The following is a 17,924-nucleotide window of genomic DNA, read 5'->3' as shown; positions in this document are numbered from 1 at the left end:
TCTTGTGGGGTGGGCCGGAGAGCCCGCCCGCACCAACAGGCAAGATGCCTGTTCCACAAACAGTAAATTCTCTTGTGGGGTGGGCCGGAGAGCCCGCCCATCAGCCCGATCGCAAATCCAAAAACGCAGCATCCATACCCTACTCTCTGCGAATCTTCGCATCCTTCTCAAACCACGCCACAACCTGCTTAACTGTTAATTGCTCGATCGCCCCTCCAGCTTCCACAGCAATTTGCCTCAACGGCCGCAAAGACGCCACCACCAAATTCGTAAAAAAGTTTTCAAAACTAGCATCAACTTGAATTGACTGCTGAATACTCTCATCATTCCTAACCCAATCCATCACCTGCTGATTGCTTATCTCAGCTACCGACAAACCAGTCTCCCCAGCAATTTGCTTCAAAACCCTCAAAGCATAAATAGCCAGCCGCGCCGAAAACTTCTCCTTCGACGACAGCAGCGCCATATCAACTTCCGCGCACTCTTCCGGCTTTAAAAAATCAGATTCCATAGTTATTAGTTACTTGTTACTTGTTACTTGTTATTTGTTATTTGTTATTTGTTATTCGTTATTGGTCAAAACATTTATCTGTGTATCCGTGTGAAAATCCGTGTCTTTGTCCCCTGAGCGGAGTCGAAGGGTCTTCTTCCCTCATCCTTCTTCCTTCTTCCTTCTTCCTTCTTCCTTCCTTCTAGCAATCAAATAACCGCAGCGATGCTCCCCATCAATAATCCAGTGAGTGCGCTCGATCGTACAATCAGGCAACACAGCCGCAAACATCTCCAACTCATTACCACAAACACTCGGAAAAGTTTCAGCCACATTAGAAATAGCACAATTGTGTTCCATAAACACAAATCGATCGCCCTTATCGCGATCGCACAAATCATCATCCACAGAATCTACAGGATACCACTCAGCCATGTAACCTTCATCCCTGCGAAGCTCCATCAACCTAGCCACCCGCTCTTGCAGCGAACCCGCACCCATCACCCTGCGGTACTCCATCGCCTTACGTTGCCACTGTTTTCGCAAGATAGAAATCACTTGCTCGCGGCCAACAGTCTCAGCCAACGTATCCAGAAAAGAAATCGCAAAATCGCCATAACGATTCGGGAAGCGATCGCGCCCCAGACTGGTAAGCTCATAAATGTGCTGCGGTCGCCCCATCCCAGCCTGAACCGAGCGATACTGAATCAGCCCCTCGGCCTCCAAATCCTTCAAATGACGACGAATCGCCTGGGGGCTAATATCCAAAGACTCCCCCAACTGGAGAGCCGTCCCTTGACCCCCCTTGAGCAAAAACTGCAAGATGTCTTGTTTAGTGGAAGTCTGCTGAGTCTGCATCATCTTCACAAAAAAATATTTCTGAGACTTTGACAATATCACTATTGTTAATGTAGCTTAAAATATAGTAAAGCAACAAATTTGTTGTTTAACTCAACAGAGCAGTCCAGCAAAACTCGCTCAAGCCCAGACAGGGATTGCCCGTCTGCCATCTTTTAGAGCATTATCTAGAACACTGAACACGCAAAATAATGAGTTCTACCACAGCCCAAACCCTAGTCAACCAGCCCTACAAATACGGTTTCGTCACCGACATCGAGTCAGACACCATCCCCCGCGGCTTGAGCGAAGATGTAGTGCGGCTGATTTCTTCCAAGAAAAACGAACCGGAATTCCTACTGCAATTCCGCTTGAAAGCATACCGCAAGTGGCTGACCATGACCGAGCCGACCTGGCCTCATGTCAACTATCCCGCGATCGACTACCAAAACATTATCTACTATTCCGCGCCAAAACAAAAGCCCAAAAAGCTCAACAGTTTGGACGAAGTTGATCCGACACTATTAGAAACCTTCGAGAAACTCGGCATTCCCCTATCCGAACAAAGGCGGCTGGGAAATGTCGCAGTCGATGTCGTTTTCGACAGCGTTTCAATTGCCACAACCTTTAGAGAAAAACTAGCCAAAGACGGCGTTATCTTCTGTTCAATCACAGAAGCCGTCAAAGATTATCCCGAACTAATCGAAAAATATCTTGGCACTGTCGTACCAGTCGGCGACAACTTTTTCGCAGCCCTCAACTCCGCCGTATTCACCGACGGTTCCTTCGTTTTCATTCCCAAAGGCGTCAAATGCCCAATGGAATTGTCAACCTATTTCCGCATCAACAACGAAGATTCCGGCCAGTTCGAGCGCACCCTAATTGTTGCAGAAGAAAACAGTTCCGTGTCTTACCTTGAAGGCTGCACCGCCCCCATGTTTGACACCAACCAACTGCACGCCGCCGTCGTGGAATTGGTAACAATGGACAATGCTGATATCAAATATTCAACAGTGCAAAACTGGTACGCCGGCGATGCTAATGGGAAAGGCGGCATTTACAACTTTGTGACTAAGCGTGGTTTGTGTCAAGGAGTCAATTCCAAGATTTCTTGGACACAAGTAGAAACTGGTTCCGCGATTACTTGGAAATATCCCAGTTGCGTGTTAGTCGGTGACAACTCGGTGGGCGAATTCTACTCGGTAGCCCTGACAAACAACAAGCAGCAAGCTGATACCGGCACCAAAATGATCCACGTCGGCAAAAACACTCGCAGCACGATTATTTCCAAGGGAATTTCGGCGGGGAATTCTTCTAACAGTTATCGCGGCTTAGTGAAAATGGGGCCGAGTGCGAAAGGCGCTCGCAATTATTCCCAGTGCGACTCGATGCTGATTGGCGATAACGCTCAAGCGAATACTTTCCCTTATATTCAAGTGCAGAACCATACTGCTAAAGTGGAACATGAAGCCTCGACTTCTAAGATTGGGGAAGAGCAATTGTTCTTCTTCGCGCAGCGGGGAATTTCCGCAGAAAATGCCATTTCGATGATGATTAGCGGTTTCTGCAAAGACGTTTTCAATCAGTTACCGATGGAATTTGCGGCGGAAGCTGATAAGCTGTTGAGCCTGAAACTCGAAGGAAGTGTCGGGTAGAACTCACATCTTGCACTATTATCAAAAAACCTGTAGGGGCGGGTTCACCAAAAACCTTAAAAGGTGCAAACAGGTTAAATAAACCCTGTAGGGGCGGGTTCACCAAAAACCTTAAAAGGTGCAAACAGGTTAAATAAACCCGCCCCCACCCACCAAAAAGCCCCTGATAGAACTCACATCTTGCACCATTATCAAAAACTTGTAGGGGCGGGTTCACCAAAAACCTTAAACGGTGCAAACAGGTTAAATAAACCCGCCCCCACCCACTGTAAACTGCATTGAGGCCAAGGAAAAAAAGAGATGATTGTTGAAAATAGTCAAGTGATTCTATCAGTCCGCAATTTAACTGCGAATGTCGAAGATACTCAAATCCTCAAGGGTTTGAACCTGGAAATTAAATCAGGCGAAATCCACGCCATCATGGGCCCGAACGGTTCAGGAAAAAGCACCTTATCCAAAATATTAGCAGGCCATCCCGCTTATACAGTAACAGGCGGAGAAGTAACATTTTTGGGGCAGAACTTACTGGAATTACCGCCAGAAGAACGTTCTTTAGCTGGCGTGTTTCTAGCTTTCCAATATCCTTTGGAAATTCCCGGTGTCAGCAATCTGGATTTCTTGCGCGTGGCTTACAATGCTCACCGTAAACATCGCGAATTGGAAGAATTAGATGCTTTTGATTTCCAGGATTTTGTCGAGGAAAAGCTGGATATTGTTAAGATGAATGACTCTTTCTTGAACCGCAGCGTCAATGAAGGTTTTTCCGGCGGCGAGAAAAAGCGGAATGAGATTTTGCAAATGGCTATATTAGAACCGAAGTTAGCTATTTTGGATGAGACTGATTCTGGTTTGGATATCGATGCTCTCAAAATTGTTGCTGGCGGTGTGAATCAGTTGTCAAATGCTGAAAATTCGATGTTGGTGATTACTCACTATCAGCGGTTGTTGAATTACATTATCCCTGATTTCATTCACGTCATGGAAGCTGGTAGAATTATCTTAACTGGCCCGAAAGAGTTGGCGCTGGAATTGGAAGAGCGCGGTTATGACTGGGTTGTGGAAGAGGAAGCAGCAGGAGTTGGCGCGCGATGATAAATACTCAGGTTGCTACTAGGGAAATGTTTTTGGCTGATTTGGTTAATCAGTGCGGTAAGTTGGAGGTTGCTAATAGCGAAAGTTCGGCTTACGGGTTGCAGGATTTGCGGGATGCGGCGACTGAATATGTGCTGGCTGCGAGTTTTCCGACGGTGAGGGATGAGGAATGGCGCTTTACTGATTTGTCGCCGGTTTTGCAAGTTCCTTTTCATGTACCGCAGAGCAATCAGTCAAATGTTAAGCTGACTGATATTATTATGCCTGTGAAAAATCGGGATGATTTACCATTAAGATTGGTATTTGTTAACGGTTTTTATGCGCCGGATTTGTCAACGGGGAATTTGCCGGACTTTTATGTAGGTAATCTATCCAATGTACCGGAAAAATATCGATCGCGCATCACCGATGTTTTGAGCAAGCACAAACAGCAAACTGAAGTGTTTACAGCCTTGAATACTGCGGGTTTGGTCGATGCTGCGGTGGTGTTCGTACCAGCTAATATGTCGATCGACCTTCCGATTCATTTGCTGTTCTTGACCGCACCAGGTGCATCTGGGACGATGTGTCAGCCGCACTGCTTAATCATAGCTGAGGCTGGCAGCAACATCACTGTCGTTGAGGATTACGCAACTATCGGCAATGTACCCGCTTTTACGAATGCTGTGACGGATGTTGTTGTCGGCGAAAACGCCACTGTGAATCATGTTCGGCTTCAGCGCGAAGGTTTGGATGTGGTGCATATTGGCAAAAGCGCGATCGAGCAAGCGCGCAATAGTCGTTATACTTGTCATGCTATCAGTTTGGGCGGCAAAATATCGCGGCACAATTTAGAAGTATTTCAGCGCGGCGAAGGCACCGAAACAACTTTAAACGGCTTAACCGTAGCCTTTGGCGAACAGTTGGCGGACACTCACAGTTTAATCGATTTCAATCATCCCCACGGCACAAGTCGGCAATTGCACAAGTGCATTGTCGGTAACAAAGCCCGCGCCGTATTTAACGGCAAAGTTTTTGTTCGCAAAGCCGCACAATTGACAGACGCCGGACAATTGAGCCGGAATTTGTTATTGTCGCCGAGAGCACGTGTCGATACCAAACCGCAGTTAGAAATTGTGGCGGATAACGTTAAATGTTCCCACGGTGCAACTGTCAGCCAGTTGGAAGATGATGAACTTTTCTACTTGCAAAGCCGCGGCTTAGATTTAGAAAGAAGTCGCTATTTGCTGATTGATGCTTTTGCGGCGGAAATGCTCAATCAATTGCCGATTGTTGGAGTGGCAAAAATGCTTTCTACCTGCATGGCTATCCAAGAATAACTGATTGGTTAGCATACAAATTAGGACACAGCAATGCTGTGTCCCTACCCATAAATATTGTACAATTTTCAACAAATCTGTAAGGGCGGGTTCACCAATCACATTTACTTCCCACAAACAATCTATATAAACCCGCCCCACCACCACAGACAATCTAGATAAACATAGATTTTTATTTAAATCAAAAATTGTGGTTGTCAATTTTTGATTTATTCAACTAAATGTAATCCCCGTCTGTTTTACCAGAAAGAATTGGTTTCAAGCCTCTCTCCCTTGTAGGAATAAACTAAAATCAGACTATTCATTGCTCCTATCTTTTTCCTTCTAGCCCAAGTGCTGTCAACTGTCAACTGTCAACTGTCAACTGTCAACTGTCAACTGAATGAAGGCGGGTATATGTGAAAAGATGAATTATCTTTTGAACACAAGTGAAGCTTTTTATTCACCGCATAAACGAACCGACAACACCGTTCAAATCTTCAGCTAAAGGATTTCCCAAGGCCTTAAATTTCCACTCGCCACCTTCTCGATAAACTTGTCCCATCAACATATTTAATTTGCCTTCATAGGAAGGGTCATTTGACAAGCGATAGCGAGCAATTTCTTTTCCGGCTGCATCTACAGCCCTCACAAAAGCATTTTCTACCATGCCAAAATGCTGTTGTCTGTCTTTTCCATTGTAAATATTTACGCCCAAGATAATTTTGTGATATTCTGCTGGTAAAGAGCTTAGTTTCACAAATATTTGTTCGTCATCTCCGTCTCCGGCTCCCGTGAGATTGTCGCCGGAATGAACAACTGTTTTATCCTTCGACTCTAAATGAGAGTAATAAATTACATCTTCTTTGTAATTTTTTAATTTGCCATTTTCTCCCAGCAGCAAAGCGTAGGCATCTAAGTCAAAATTTGCACCGCTGCTTCTACCGAAAAGACCTGTTTTAGCTTGCGCTACATCCCAGCCCAAAGCTAATGTTAATCGGGATAAGTCGAATTCACTTTTGCTGAGTACGATCGATTGTCCTTTTGTCAAGTTAATAGCCATATCTTTGTAATTTTGTAAGGTTTATCGTGCAATACAGTTCTGATCGGATTTAGGTTGAAACCGCGCCTATACAAACAAAGCTCGATATCAGCGGGTTGAAGAACGGGCGATTGAAATTACCTGACTTTCTTCAGTCCGCCTCTGGGGACTTTGTTTTTTTAGACGAGGTTTCAATCCTACGTCTTCTCTATTTCCTTCTGATCAGGCGTACTTATCTACAAAGCTTTGCAAGCCGGAATTATAGCCTTGTCCGACAGCTTGGAACCTCCACTCGCCATCTTTCTTGTAAAGTCTGCCAAACTCCACCGCAGTCTCCCGAGAAAAATCCTCGTCCAAATCGTATTTCGTTACTTCTGTATTAGTAGTGGTGTCGTAAATCCTGATAAAAGCATTCCGCACTTGACCAAAATTTTGTCTTCTCGATTCCGCTTCGTGGATTGTCACGACAAACACAATCTCTTCTACCGCTGGATCGACTTTGGTTAAATCAACTGTAACGGTTTCATCGTCGCCAACTCCTTCTCCGGTTCTGCTATCTCCCAGATGTTTTACAGAAGAATCCGGCGACTCGTTGTTATTGTAGAAAACAAAGTATTTTTCGCTGGGAATTTTACCAGCAGCGCCCAGCATAAACACGGAAGCGTCTAAGTCAAATGCCCCTCCGGTGTCTGTAGCGTTGATATCCCATCCCAAACCGATCCCGGCATTTTTCAGCCCCGGTGCTTCTTTAGAAAGATTGATTCTTCCGCCTTTTTCCAAGTTGATTGACATTTGCTCTCCTGTTCGCGACATCACTGATGTTATTTAACAATTATACGACAAATTTTAAATGTCAAGGATCATATGTCTTCTCTTTAAACGATTGATTTAGGAGCGCGCATTCGGCACATAGCGATGTCAACTCACTGATTCATCCTGTAAATGTGCCAAAATCCGATCGACCGTTTCTGAAACCGTTAGATGGGTTGAATCCAGCCAATAACCGAGATGAGGGGTTTCGGTGCGGAGGATGCGATCGAATTCATAAACCATGGTTTCGTTGGCATATCCGGTCTTCAATCGTGCTGCATCCCTTGCCGCTACAACCTCTGCCGAGGGACACAGAACGATCGCACACAACGGCACATCATGAAACGAGGCAACTATCTCAGCAAGTGCCGAACCAATGATAATGTCTTGATAGACAACGGTAAAGCCAGCCTGGAGATATTGTCGCGCTGCCATTGCTGCCAGGTGATAGCGCAATTGAAGTTGCTGATATGCCTCTGCTGACAAATTTAACGTCATTTGGGCCTGCCCATTCACGATCGCGCGACGAAAGATATCCCCGCGCAGGTGAACGCTTTTGGGCAACCTTTCGGCAAGTGATTGGGCAACACTTGATTTTCCAGCAGCCATATTTCCGGTAATTAAAATAATTTGTGGCTGATGATTTTCAGGTTGTTGATTGCTGTTCATAATGTTAAAAATTATACCACCAACTTTTAATATCAATAACAACTATACAAGAAAATGAGTGATAAAAATATTTTAAAACGTAAACGTTTGTGAATATTGTAGATACTTGCTTGCCATTATTTATTATGAGGGATATTCTAGTTACATCGATTAGAGAGCGAGTTGATTAGGGACTTCATTGAAAAGTTATGACCAATAATACTCGAAACATACTGGCAGTTTTAGCAGGGACAGCGATCTGCTACGGAGCAATTTCAATAGCCGATATGCCGATCGCCCGCTCGGCAGTTCTCACGTATAATTTGAAGGCGCCCGGATTTGCCAGCGGTTTGGTTAAGTTTAGCAACTCTGGGATTGCAGGAATAGGCATAGAAGAAGCTACAGTTTCTGAAGGGAGATTAAATACTGTATTTGTTGCCGGATTAGCTGGACCAAGTTCGCCAGAATATCGATTGCCACGCAGAGAATATTATGATTTAGCAGGAGCAATAGCTTTATTTTTTGAAGGGGAATTTCGCGGCATAAAAGCTAGGGGTTCAGACAGATTAACCGAAGTAGTTGACATTCCAGACACAGGATTTGGAGAGTATTACACGAGATACGAGTCAGGAGCAGCCTGGTCTTTGGATACCAATGGATTATCTAATCCCGGTCGGTGGATATCTGGATTTGAGGGATATACTGAAACTTATATCTACGCTCGCACTCATTTTCTTGGTGTTGAGCGATCGCCCTATCGCTCTGGTAACACTATGTTGTATGAACTGGCAGACACGGCAGCCGAACCAGTTCCCGAACCAATGACTGTTGCGGGAACTGCTTTAGCATTGGTTGGTTTTGCGGGTTTCAAGCAAACAAAAAAGATGGCATCTTGAGGATGCAATCGCCGTACTTATGTAATCTCAAAATCTCGAATTTACTACTTTGTATAGGTTGCACGAACAGTCTGCTCACCAGTACAATGAGTAACAATCGGCTAACAGTATTGCACAGCTAAAGTAATTTAACAAATTGCTGCTGATACTCATCCTCTGTCATCAGTTCTGTCGTGCTTTCCACCCTGTCTAAAAACACGATCCCATCTAAATGGTCGTATTCGTGCTGAAAAATCCGAGCCACAAAGTCTGTCAATTCTTGTCTGTGGAGTTTCCCGTCTCTACAAGTGTATTCAATTTCGATCGCCCTACTTCTCGGCACCAATCCCCGAATCCCCGGAATACTCAAACAGCCTTCCCAGTCTTTGGCTGTATCTGTTGATGCAGCGACAATCCGGGGATTAATCATCGCTGTCGGTTCCATGTGCGGTGCTTGGGGATACCGCAGGTTGGGGCGGGATGCGACGATGAACAGCCGATCGCACATCGCAGCTTGAGGGGCGGCAATTCCCACTCCGTGCGCGTGTTGGACGGTAGAAATTAGGTTGTCGATTAGCTGTTGAATGCGATCGTCCTTCACATTCTCGACAACTTGCGACGGTTGGCGCAGTACCGGATTTCCTAATTGTGAAATTTGCAAGATTTCTGGCATAGTTATTGGTTAGTTGTTATTTGTTATTGGTTATTTGTTATTTGTTATTTGGTTATTGTTAAATAACTACTGCCAACTGCCAACTGCCAACTGACAACTGATTATCGAACTTGTTGAACGGGCAAACTCCCCGGTTTCACACTCAAATTAACTATTTGCCCGTTGCGGTTGATTTCCATTTGCAAATTGCCGCCAACCTTCGCATTTTGCACGAAGTCCTGAACAGCTTCCGACTGAATAATCGGCTGATTGTTAATCTTTTGAATCACATCTCCAGCCCGCAAACCTGCGGCGGCTGCGGGAGAATTAGGAACAACACTCACAATCGCCACACCCCGATCGACTGCAACTCGCAAATTGCTGTTAGCATTGCCGTTAATTTGCTGCTTCACCTCCGGAGTCAGCGTCGCCATTTCAATACCCAGATAAGCGTGTTCGACTTTCCCCGTCGAAATCAGTTCCTGCGCCACCTCTTGCGCCGCCTGAATCGGAATCGCAAACCCCAATCCTTGAGCACCTTGAATAATCGCCGTATTCATCCCGATCACTTCACCCGAAGCATTCAGCAGCGGGCCGCCGGAATTTCCCGGATTGATTGCAGCGTCTGTTTGAATAAAACCAATGCGCTTGTCGGGTACGCCCACCTCGGTACTCGATCGCCCTGTAGCGCTAATTATCCCCGCTGTCACCGAATTGTCCAAACCCAAAGGATTGCCGATCGCGATCGCCCATTCCCCAGACAGCAGCTTATCAGAATTGCCGATCGTCACCACAGGCACATCATTCGCCTCAATCTTCACCACAGCCACATCCGTCACCTTATCCGCCCCCAACACCCGCCCCTGATAGCTGCGGCCGTCCTTGAGTGTGACATTTACCGTATCCGCGCCCTCCACAACGTGAGCGTTAGTGAGAATCACGCCGTCAGTCCCGATCGCAAAACCCGAACCAGTACCCCGTTCGATTCCGCCCCGGCCGCCCGAATTTGGTTGTCCACCAAAAAAATCCTCCGGCGAAACCCCTCTATTTCCCGGTTTCACCTTGCGCGAAGCATCGATCCGCACCACAGCCGGCCCCACTTTGGCCACCGCAGCCACAATAAAATTCACATTAGCCGCATCCCCCGACAAGGGAACAGACGGCAAGACTTTGCTGCTAGCTTGAGGCTTCGTACTAGCAGGCACTTGCAATCTCGGTTGCACGGTTCTTTGTCCCGCATCCCCCGAATTTGCACGTAATTGAGAAACCGATAGCCGATCGCCCAACATGGCGGCTGCGGCTCCCGTTACCAGCAGCAATATGTAAATTGCCGGTTGCTTCCAAAATTTGCCAGTAGAACTCTTCATCGCGACGTTTTAAGGCTTTCGGGCCAAATTTAAATACTTGCCTAGCAGCTCTTTGATAGCTGCTATATCCGCAGAGCCACAAACAAAATTTTTGGGCGATCGGCAGACTCCCTTAAACTCTAGCATTGACCGAAAGTAATTTGGTCAGCCGATTGTAGATTTTAGCTAAGGTTAATATTTCAGACAACTTGTTGATCTACACTCATGTTTCAAATTTTTTCTCATTTTTTTTCGTCTCCCGGCTCTACTTGGGGACATAAATCGATCGGCTCTACCTCCCGTGAATCAGACACAAGCGAGGAAGAGCCTGGGAAATAAGGGCTATTTGTGTTTTTTGTTCAGGGTTTTAGGCAGTTGCCAAAATACATAGGTTTGTCTAGGTTTTCTCAGAATTTGACGAAAACCAACAATAATTGTGATAAACTGGGGAAACGCTTGATTAGTGCGGGTTGCTAAAGCTTACTGGGTATGAAAACCACAGAAAAACACTTGGCTCAAACTGATCGTCAAAAAACCAAATATTTCAAGTCCTCTGCTAATCAAGGCAGTCTCTAACTGGGAAGAGTAGGCCAACCTGAGCAAAAAGGCAAGCATATAGCACTTGCTCTAGGCAAAACATAGACCGCTAAGTTTGATTTACAGATTTCTGTAGGTTTTTAGAAGCGGCATATAAACTCCTTGGTCTGTACAAAGACCATAAAAATGGGAAATTGACGAGCGTTTTTGGTGGCAGCCAGTCGCTCTGAAAAAAACAAGCGATCGAAAGCGTCTCTAGTAACAGCTAGGGGCGCTTGTTTGCTTGTTAAGGTGAGTCTAACACTGCTTTAGCGTGTATATAATTGTTACGGAAAATATTTTGGGCAATTGTTTTACTCCACTATCAACGAGGCAGAGCCTCTAGATATGGGTTCCCAAACAGATCCCAAGCCGACACCATGTCGCTCGATCGATCGACATTCAAAATCGCCACTTCGATTAAACTGAGTTCTGTGAGAATACAAATTGAATCTCTTGAATGCCGATCGGCAAACGTAAGCAGTGGACATTACCCTCGAAAGTCTGTGGAATCAGATACTTGAACGTCTCCAGGTACAACTGAGCAGGCCTAGCTTTGAGACGTGGATCAAAACTGCCAGAGCCGAACAACTCGAAAATAACTGTTTGATCGTCAGCGCCCCCAACCCCTTTGCTCGCAATTGGTTGCAAAAATACTACGTCAAAACGATCGCCGACGCAGTTGAAGAAATTCTCGGCTATCCCGTAGAAATTTACTTGACAATTGCCGGGGGAAATGAAACAGGTGGTAGCAACGACTCCGCCATGATTTGGCCATCCCCGATCGCCGATAGCCCCGAAAGCCACTCCCTACACCCGCCGAAACCTGCCCATTTAAACCCCAAATACGTATTTTCCCGCTTTGTCGTCGGTTCCAACAACCGCATGGCCCACGCAGCAGCCCTCGCAGTAGCCGAGTCTCCGGGCCGAGAATTCAATCCCCTATTTTTGTGCGGCGGCGTTGGTTTGGGCAAAACTCATCTCATGCAGGCGATCGGTCATTATCGCTTAGAAATTGACCCCAGCGCCAAAGTTTTTTACGTTTCAACTGAAAAATTCACTAACGATTTAATCGCTGCCATTCGCAAAGATAGTATGCAAACTTTCCGCGATCACTATCGCGCAGCCGATGTTTTATTAATAGATGACATCCAATTTATCGAAGGCAAAGAATACACCCAAGAAGAATTTTTTCACACTTTTAATACATTGCACGAAGCCGGAAATCAGGTAGTTTTAGCTTCCGATCGCCCGCCGCAGCAGATTCCCCGCCTGCAAGAGCGCTTGTGTTCCAGATTTTCGATGGGATTAATTGCCGATATTCAATTGCCAGACTTGGAAACACGCATGGCAATTTTGCAGAAAAAAGCCGAGTATGAAAACATGAGGCTGCCGCGAGATGTCATAGAATACATTGCTTCTAGTTACACTTCCAACGTTCGGGAATTAGAAGGTGCTTTAATTCGAGCCGTAGCATATCTTTCTATTACCGGTTTGCCGATGACTGTGGAGAATATCACCCCGATTTTGAACCCGCAAACTGAAACCGTAGAGGCGACACCCGATGCAGTCATTGCAGTTGTGGCTGAGGTGTTTGATGTTTCTGTGGAAGACTTGAAGGGTGTTTCCCGCAGGCGAGAAATTAGCTTTGCCCGTCAAATCGGGATGTATTTAATTCGGCAGCATACCGATTTGAGTTTGCCGAAGGTTGGCGAAGTTTTCGGCGGCAAGGATCACACGACAGTGCTTTATAGTTGCGACAAAATTGCTCAGTTGCGGAATACCGATCCGACTTTAGCCCAAACTTTGCGTCAATTGAGCGATCGAATTAACGCTGTCAGCCGCAAAAGTTAAGAAGAAGAAAGAAGGAAGCCATGACAGGGATTCGGACGGGTGCATCTCAATGAGTGCAAATATATTCGTAGGGGCGAAGCATTTCGGTAGTCAATCTCTGGTTATCACTAATAAATTGTCTACCGAAATGCTTCGCCCTTGTAATATCATGCGTGAAAAAATGTTGCAACAATAAAATTGTTGGGCGATGTGAAACGGAGGGTTGTTTCGTTCACCCAATGTGTAAGGTGCGTCGCCCCACCGATTTTCACTCTTTTTTAGAGATTGTTTAGGGCGACACACCCTACATATACTCTCAAACTGTCAACTGTCAACTGTCAACTGTCAACTGTTGAAAGCCTGCGGTAAAGACGCTAACCAATCTTCCCAGAACTTCGCTGCTTGAGCTGATAAATGTCCAGCATAACGAATTGTATCCTCTCGAAGTTTAGCGACTGTGATATCAGGCGTTGCTCCAATTTCACACGCATGACCAATGAACCACCGTTCTAATCCTTGAGCTGTGACTTCTGGATGAAACTGCAACGCCAATCCTCCTTTTTTCCATGAAAAAGCTTGGTTTTGATAAATCGCACTAGCCGCTAAATGAGTGCTATCAGTAGGCAGATCGAAGGTATCTCCATGCCAATGAAGAACGGCTGTTTTATCTCCTGCTAAGTGAGCAAGTGGTGTTTGCTGACCTGCTAGACTCAGGTTTAGAGGAGACCATCCAATCTCTTTTTGCAATCCAGGATAAACTTTCGCTCCTAAAGCACGAGCCATCAACTGTGCCCCCAAACAAATCCCTAGCGTAGGCAAATCGTTAGCAAGACGATATTCTAATAGACGTAACTCATCAATTAGAAACGGATAATCCTGCTCATCGTAAGCTCCAATTGGGCCTCCAAGAATTATCAGCAGACTTGTGTTGCGATCGATCTGAGTCAAATCATCCGATCCAGCTTCTAAATATCTGACTGTGTAGTTTTGCTGATTCAATGCTTCAACTAAACTTCCCAGATCCTCAAAGGCAATATGTCTAATGACAGTGGCGTGTTTCAAAGTAGTCACCCTTAAATCAATTCGTAATCTGCGAAAACTTGCTCAATTGTACGATCGTCCAACACTCCAGCGGCTGCAAACATTTTTAAGGTTGGATTGGCAGCTTGTCGAACAAATTTAGCAATTTGGCTGGGTACGTAAACCTCTTCTAGAATTCCTTCCGAATCCTTTGCATTAAAGCCTAAGCGCCTCAGAATACTGTATTCGAGTTGGCGATCGGGGCCCAGAAATGCCCATACCAGTTGTGGCAGTAATTGTCCCATTTCCTCTTGCTCATAGGATCCAAGGCTTTGCCAAAGGATGGGGAACAAGCCACGAAAATAAACGCTGTGCAACGCTTCGTCAGCCGCATGATCGCCGATAACCGCACGGACAATAGGAGAGACTTGAGGATCGTGGGGAACATTGTTAAGAACCTTTGTCACCAGAGTTTCTGAGATTGTGACAAAAAACAGTTGAATGAGATGGGGCGACAGCCGAGTTTGATGTTCAGCAATAATTTTCTCGATGATGCGATCGAAGTGTGGACGACCAATAACCGATCGATCGAGTCCGAATGCCTCCTCCACCTGAGTTGAAAATAATTCAACAAAGAGAGCGTGTCCTCCTTCATCGCAATAAATTCGCAGAGCATCATTGCGCTGAAGCGTGCTTAAAAAAATGGGTGCATTTCCTTGAGCCAGACTGCTGCAAACAGGATTGACATGACTCAATTCCAACAAAGTTGTGAATTGTAAATGAGCAAGGAGTCGATAAGCTAGAACCGTTACCCGATGAGTTGAATCTGACGCAATGGCAGGATGATCGGCTAACGGGACGAGATCTGGAGAAAAGGGTAAACCTTCAATGTTACCTTCCCGAAGAGGTTTGTTCCGTATCCAACTTGATTCATTCCATCGGCCCAAAGGGCTTTTGTAGTTTTCCTGAAAGATAGATGCACCTAGCTTGTTCACTGTCATCATGAAAAAGTTCCTTGACATTAAGGGAAACAACGTTACAGGCAATAAATATTTACAATTCCTAATCAACTCCGTTTCATTAGTAACAAACATTTACTACTATATATGATGTGGCGTCATTGGAGCTAACTAATGCTCCAATTAAAGATATTTTGAGTGTACCATTGCTGGAATATTTCGTCTTGTATGATTTCTAACGAAAAAGGATACTAAAAATCTAGCGATACCAATCCTAGTATCAACACAACGCCCAAATATATGGTGCTTTGTATGGGCAAACCCTCTAGTGGTTACTATCCATAGGATGCTTACCCTTAGTCCTAAAAGTTTCGTTGAAAGTTCGAGAACGAGACTCGATCGCTACGTATAGCCTTTCTCAAAAAGATGAGGTATAACTGACAGCTTACATAACCGTTTAAACCAAGAGGGCCCAAGCCCAACAACGTCCGCGAATCTTTCTGATAACCGCTGTATTTACGAGAGTTGTTTCCAGAGTGGAGTTGGCAACTCCCTGGTGGTGGTATGCAGTTTTGGATTAAGCTTCCACCTAATCAGCCCGCAGACGAGATTGTGGATCTCGCAGCAGAACGAGGAGTGGGTTTGTGGTCAGGGGCAGCTTACTTTGAGCCTGATGCAAAAGAGGCAAATTATTATTTGGTACTTGGATATGGTGCAGTTACAGAATCTGATATTCATCAAGCATTCAATATACTTAAGGGTTTGAGGCTTTGACGGTAAACAATGATGTCCTCACTAGAATTAGCTGGATGCTTAAGTAGGGAGGCGACTTTTTTGTTAAACGGATTCTATGATATCGAGGTTTGGCGACTGTAATATCAGGCGTTGCTTCAATTTCAAATATATCTCGGCTGAATAAGCTGTTTCGCGTCTAAATTGTATTTTTCGGGCGGGCTTTCTGGCCCACCCCACAGAACTTTTTTTAAACTTGACTATACAATTTAAATGCACTTCAGCTTGTCTTGCTCGAATGTAACGATCGCCAATTGTAGGAAAACGGTACACCGTCGTGTCCTGACTGTGGGTAATCTCAAATCCGGTGGCATCGGATTTGAGATTAGCTGTGGAAAAACCTGTGGACAAATCACCGTAAGTTTGTGGAAAATATCACGGATGCTTTTAACCTGGACATTCTTCGATATCATCGACACCCTAAAGATCCTTAACTCTCTGGCTGAAAAAAGTTTTTGAGGATCGAGGGGCGGGCGATCGACTTTTTCCAGCTTTTCCACAAGTTTTCCACAGGCAAAAAGCAACTACAAGCCTTTTCAGACAAGCATTTAATTTTGTTTTCCACAGTTTACACAGAGCGAACCCCAGAAAAATAATTCAACAAATTAAAAATGAATCTGGTGCTGTGTGCACACCTACACACAGAAAAACCGAGCCACCGACTTTCTGTGATACGATTTGTTTCTATCTCAAATCCGGTTAATTAACCTTCATCTCATGAAATTGGTTTGCACCCAAAGTGACCTCAACGCCAACCTCTCGTTGGTAAGTCGGGCCGTTCCCTCCCGCCCGACACATCCCGTACTAGCCAACGTGCTCTTAGTAGCGGATGAGGAAAATCAGCGGGTTAGCTTAACAGCTTTCGATCTCAGTTTGGGTATTCGCACCAGCTTTGCAGCAGAAGTGACTGGCGGCGGTAGTTTTACCATACCCGCGAAATTGCTCAACGATATAGTTTCCAGACTCCCAAATGGAGAGATTACTTTAGAAGACGAAGCCGGAGATACCGTCGCTTGTCTCACTTGCAGTTCTGGCAGCTATCAAGTCAGAGGCATGGGCCCCGAAGAATTCCCAGAATTGCCGGCAATCGAAGCAGGAACAATCCTGAAATTGCCGCCCGAAGCCTTGATAGAAGGACTCAAAGGAACTTTATTTGCTACTAGCCCCGACGAAGCAAAACAGGTACTGGCAGGCGTGCATTTAAAGGTACTGAAAGATTGCCTAGAATTTGCAGCTACAGACGGCCACAGATTGGCAGTAGTTCAAACTGCCAACGAAAAAGCAGAAGGTGAAGAAACCGAAGAAGAATTTGAGGTGACTGTACCCGCTAAAGCATTGCGGGAAGTAGAAAGAATGCTGGTGATGCGACAGTGGACTGAACCAGTCACCCTACATTTTGAACACGGTCAAGTAGTGTTTGAATGGGCCGAGCAGCGCCTGACAACCCGCACCTTGGAAGGGCAATATCCCGCCTACCGACAGTTGATTCCGCCCTCTTTTGAGCGGCAAATTACTCTTGAGCGGCGATCGCTCTTAGCCGCAGTCGAAAGAATTGCTGTTTTTGCAGATCAAAAAAATAATATCCTCAAATGTAGCATCGACGAGGAAAATCAGGAAATTACTTTGTCAGTAGACGCCAAAGATGTCGGCTGCGGTAAAGAGTCAATGGCGGCACAGATTTCGGGAGAAAGCATAGATATTGCTTTCAACGTGAAATACTTAGTTGACATTTTGAAAACGGCTCAATCTCCCGAAATTCAACTGCAATTAAACGGTGCTCTTGCCCCTGTAATTTTTCAGCCTTTGGGCGGAGTCAATGCCACATTCTTAGTAATGCCTGTTCAGCTTCGACCTTAATTGCTGGAAGAAGATAGGATCCGGCGGTTGGAAACCGCGTCTACACAAACGATGTCCGCCTCCGCGGACTGAAGAATAAAACGTAATTTTAACAACTCGTTCTTCAACCCGCGGAGGCGGGTTTTGGTTGTATAGACGCGGT

Annotated in this window: 17 protein-coding genes; 7 read left to right on the top strand and 10 right to left on the bottom strand. The window is 45.5% G+C overall.

The annotated features are described in order from the left end of the window. Positions 1–139: 139 nt before the first annotated feature. Both JGK36_RS07190 and sufR read right to left on the bottom strand, forming a co-directional pair. Entirely contained in the window at positions 140–511 is a 372-nt protein-coding gene (locus tag JGK36_RS07190) for a hypothetical protein (protein WP_293196600.1), read from the bottom strand. 141 nt (positions 512–652) lie between these two features. Beyond that, complete coding sequence (gene sufR, locus JGK36_RS07185) at positions 653–1,351, bottom strand: iron-sulfur cluster biosynthesis transcriptional regulator SufR (protein ID WP_293196598.1); 699 nt, start codon at positions 1,349–1,351, stop codon at positions 653–655. Between the two features lie 188 nt (positions 1,352–1,539). Here sufR and sufB point away from each other — a divergent pair, with 188 nt between their 5' ends. The 3 genes from sufB (at position 1,540) to sufD (ending at position 5,393) form a co-directional block, all read left to right on the top strand. Next, the gene (sufB, locus tag JGK36_RS07180) at positions 1,540–2,982 is read left to right on the top strand and encodes a Fe-S cluster assembly protein SufB (protein ID WP_293196596.1); all 1,443 of its coding nucleotides are present in this window, start codon (positions 1,540–1,542) and stop codon (positions 2,980–2,982) included. Between the two features lie 300 nt (positions 2,983–3,282). Further along, entirely contained in the window at positions 3,283–4,074 is a 792-nt protein-coding gene (gene sufC / locus JGK36_RS07175; protein WP_293196594.1) for a Fe-S cluster assembly ATPase SufC, read from the top strand. Continuing rightward, entirely contained in the window at positions 4,071–5,393 is a 1,323-nt protein-coding gene (sufD, locus tag JGK36_RS07170; protein WP_293196592.1) for a Fe-S cluster assembly protein SufD, read from the top strand. The genes sufC and sufD overlap by 4 nt, the downstream gene beginning before the upstream one ends. 442 nt (positions 5,394–5,835) lie before the next feature. Here the strand turns inward: sufD and JGK36_RS07165 are convergent, their stop codons facing one another. The 3 genes from JGK36_RS07165 to JGK36_RS07155 all read right to left on the bottom strand — a co-directional run bounded on the left by JGK36_RS07165 (position 5,836) and on the right by JGK36_RS07155 (position 7,893). Next, positions 5,836–6,435: a TerD family protein gene (locus tag JGK36_RS07165; RefSeq protein ID WP_293196590.1), complete on the bottom strand. Its 600-nt coding sequence runs from the start codon at positions 6,433–6,435 to the stop codon at positions 5,836–5,838. Between the two features lie 201 nt (positions 6,436–6,636). Further along, positions 6,637–7,206 carry a TerD family protein gene (locus JGK36_RS07160; protein ID WP_293175382.1) on the bottom strand — a complete coding sequence of 190 codons (570 nt, stop codon included), beginning with the start codon at positions 7,204–7,206 and terminating at the stop codon, positions 6,637–6,639. Positions 7,207–7,332: 126 nt separating this feature from the next. Then, complete coding sequence (locus JGK36_RS07155) at positions 7,333–7,893, bottom strand: AAA family ATPase (protein ID WP_293175384.1); 561 nt, start codon at positions 7,891–7,893, stop codon at positions 7,333–7,335. Between the two features lie 188 nt (positions 7,894–8,081). Here JGK36_RS07155 and JGK36_RS07150 point away from each other — a divergent pair, with 188 nt between their 5' ends. Further along, positions 8,082–8,768 carry a PEP-CTERM sorting domain-containing protein gene (locus JGK36_RS07150; protein WP_293175386.1) on the top strand — a complete coding sequence of 229 codons (687 nt, stop codon included), beginning with the start codon at positions 8,082–8,084 and terminating at the stop codon, positions 8,766–8,768. A gap of 118 nt (positions 8,769–8,886) precedes the next feature. Here JGK36_RS07150 and def read toward each other — a convergent pair whose 3' ends face one another. Then, a complete protein-coding gene (def, locus tag JGK36_RS07145) occupies positions 8,887–9,420 on the bottom strand; it encodes a peptide deformylase (RefSeq protein ID WP_293175388.1) in 534 nt (177 codons plus the stop codon). A gap of 101 nt (positions 9,421–9,521) precedes the next feature. Next, positions 9,522–10,766, bottom strand: a complete 1,245-nt coding sequence (locus JGK36_RS07140; protein ID WP_293196588.1) for an HhoA/HhoB/HtrA family serine endopeptidase — start codon at positions 10,764–10,766, stop codon at positions 9,522–9,524. A gap of 1,038 nt (positions 10,767–11,804) precedes the next feature. Between JGK36_RS07140 and dnaA the strand changes: the two genes are divergently transcribed. Further along, the gene (dnaA, locus tag JGK36_RS07135) at positions 11,805–13,175 is read left to right on the top strand and encodes a chromosomal replication initiator protein DnaA (protein ID WP_293175392.1); all 1,371 of its coding nucleotides are present in this window, start codon (positions 11,805–11,807) and stop codon (positions 13,173–13,175) included. 324 nt (positions 13,176–13,499) lie between these two features. On the opposite strand, the gene JGK36_RS07130 is transcribed toward dnaA, so the two are convergent. Beyond that, positions 13,500–14,225 carry a glutamine amidotransferase gene (locus JGK36_RS07130; RefSeq protein WP_293175394.1) on the bottom strand — a complete coding sequence of 242 codons (726 nt, stop codon included), beginning with the start codon at positions 14,223–14,225 and terminating at the stop codon, positions 13,500–13,502. A 2-nt stretch (positions 14,226–14,227) separates the two neighbouring features. Beyond that, positions 14,228–15,178: a diiron oxygenase gene (locus tag JGK36_RS07125; RefSeq protein ID WP_293175396.1), complete on the bottom strand. Its 951-nt coding sequence runs from the start codon at positions 15,176–15,178 to the stop codon at positions 14,228–14,230. 519 nt (positions 15,179–15,697) lie between these two features. Here JGK36_RS07125 and JGK36_RS07120 point away from each other — a divergent pair. After that, positions 15,698–15,907, top strand: a complete 210-nt coding sequence (locus tag JGK36_RS07120) for a hypothetical protein (RefSeq protein WP_293175398.1) — start codon at positions 15,698–15,700, stop codon at positions 15,905–15,907. Between the two features lie 227 nt (positions 15,908–16,134). On the opposite strand, the gene JGK36_RS07115 is transcribed toward JGK36_RS07120, so the two are convergent. Further along, positions 16,135–16,425: a hypothetical protein gene (locus JGK36_RS07115; RefSeq protein WP_293175400.1), complete on the bottom strand. Its 291-nt coding sequence runs from the start codon at positions 16,423–16,425 to the stop codon at positions 16,135–16,137. Between the two features lie 217 nt (positions 16,426–16,642). Here JGK36_RS07115 and dnaN point away from each other — a divergent pair, with 217 nt between their 5' ends. Further along, positions 16,643–17,782 carry a DNA polymerase III subunit beta gene (gene dnaN / locus JGK36_RS07110; RefSeq protein WP_293175402.1) on the top strand — a complete coding sequence of 380 codons (1,140 nt, stop codon included), beginning with the start codon at positions 16,643–16,645 and terminating at the stop codon, positions 17,780–17,782. Positions 17,783–17,924: the final 142 nt, after the last annotated feature.

Origin of the sequence: Microcoleus sp. PH2017_35_SFW_U_B (assembly GCF_020737865.1) — a bacterium.
Lineage (GTDB): Bacteria > Cyanobacteriota > Cyanobacteriia > Cyanobacteriales > Microcoleaceae > Microcoleus.
Note: the sequence above shows the minus strand (reverse complement) of the source record. Positions and strands in the feature narration are given on the sequence as shown.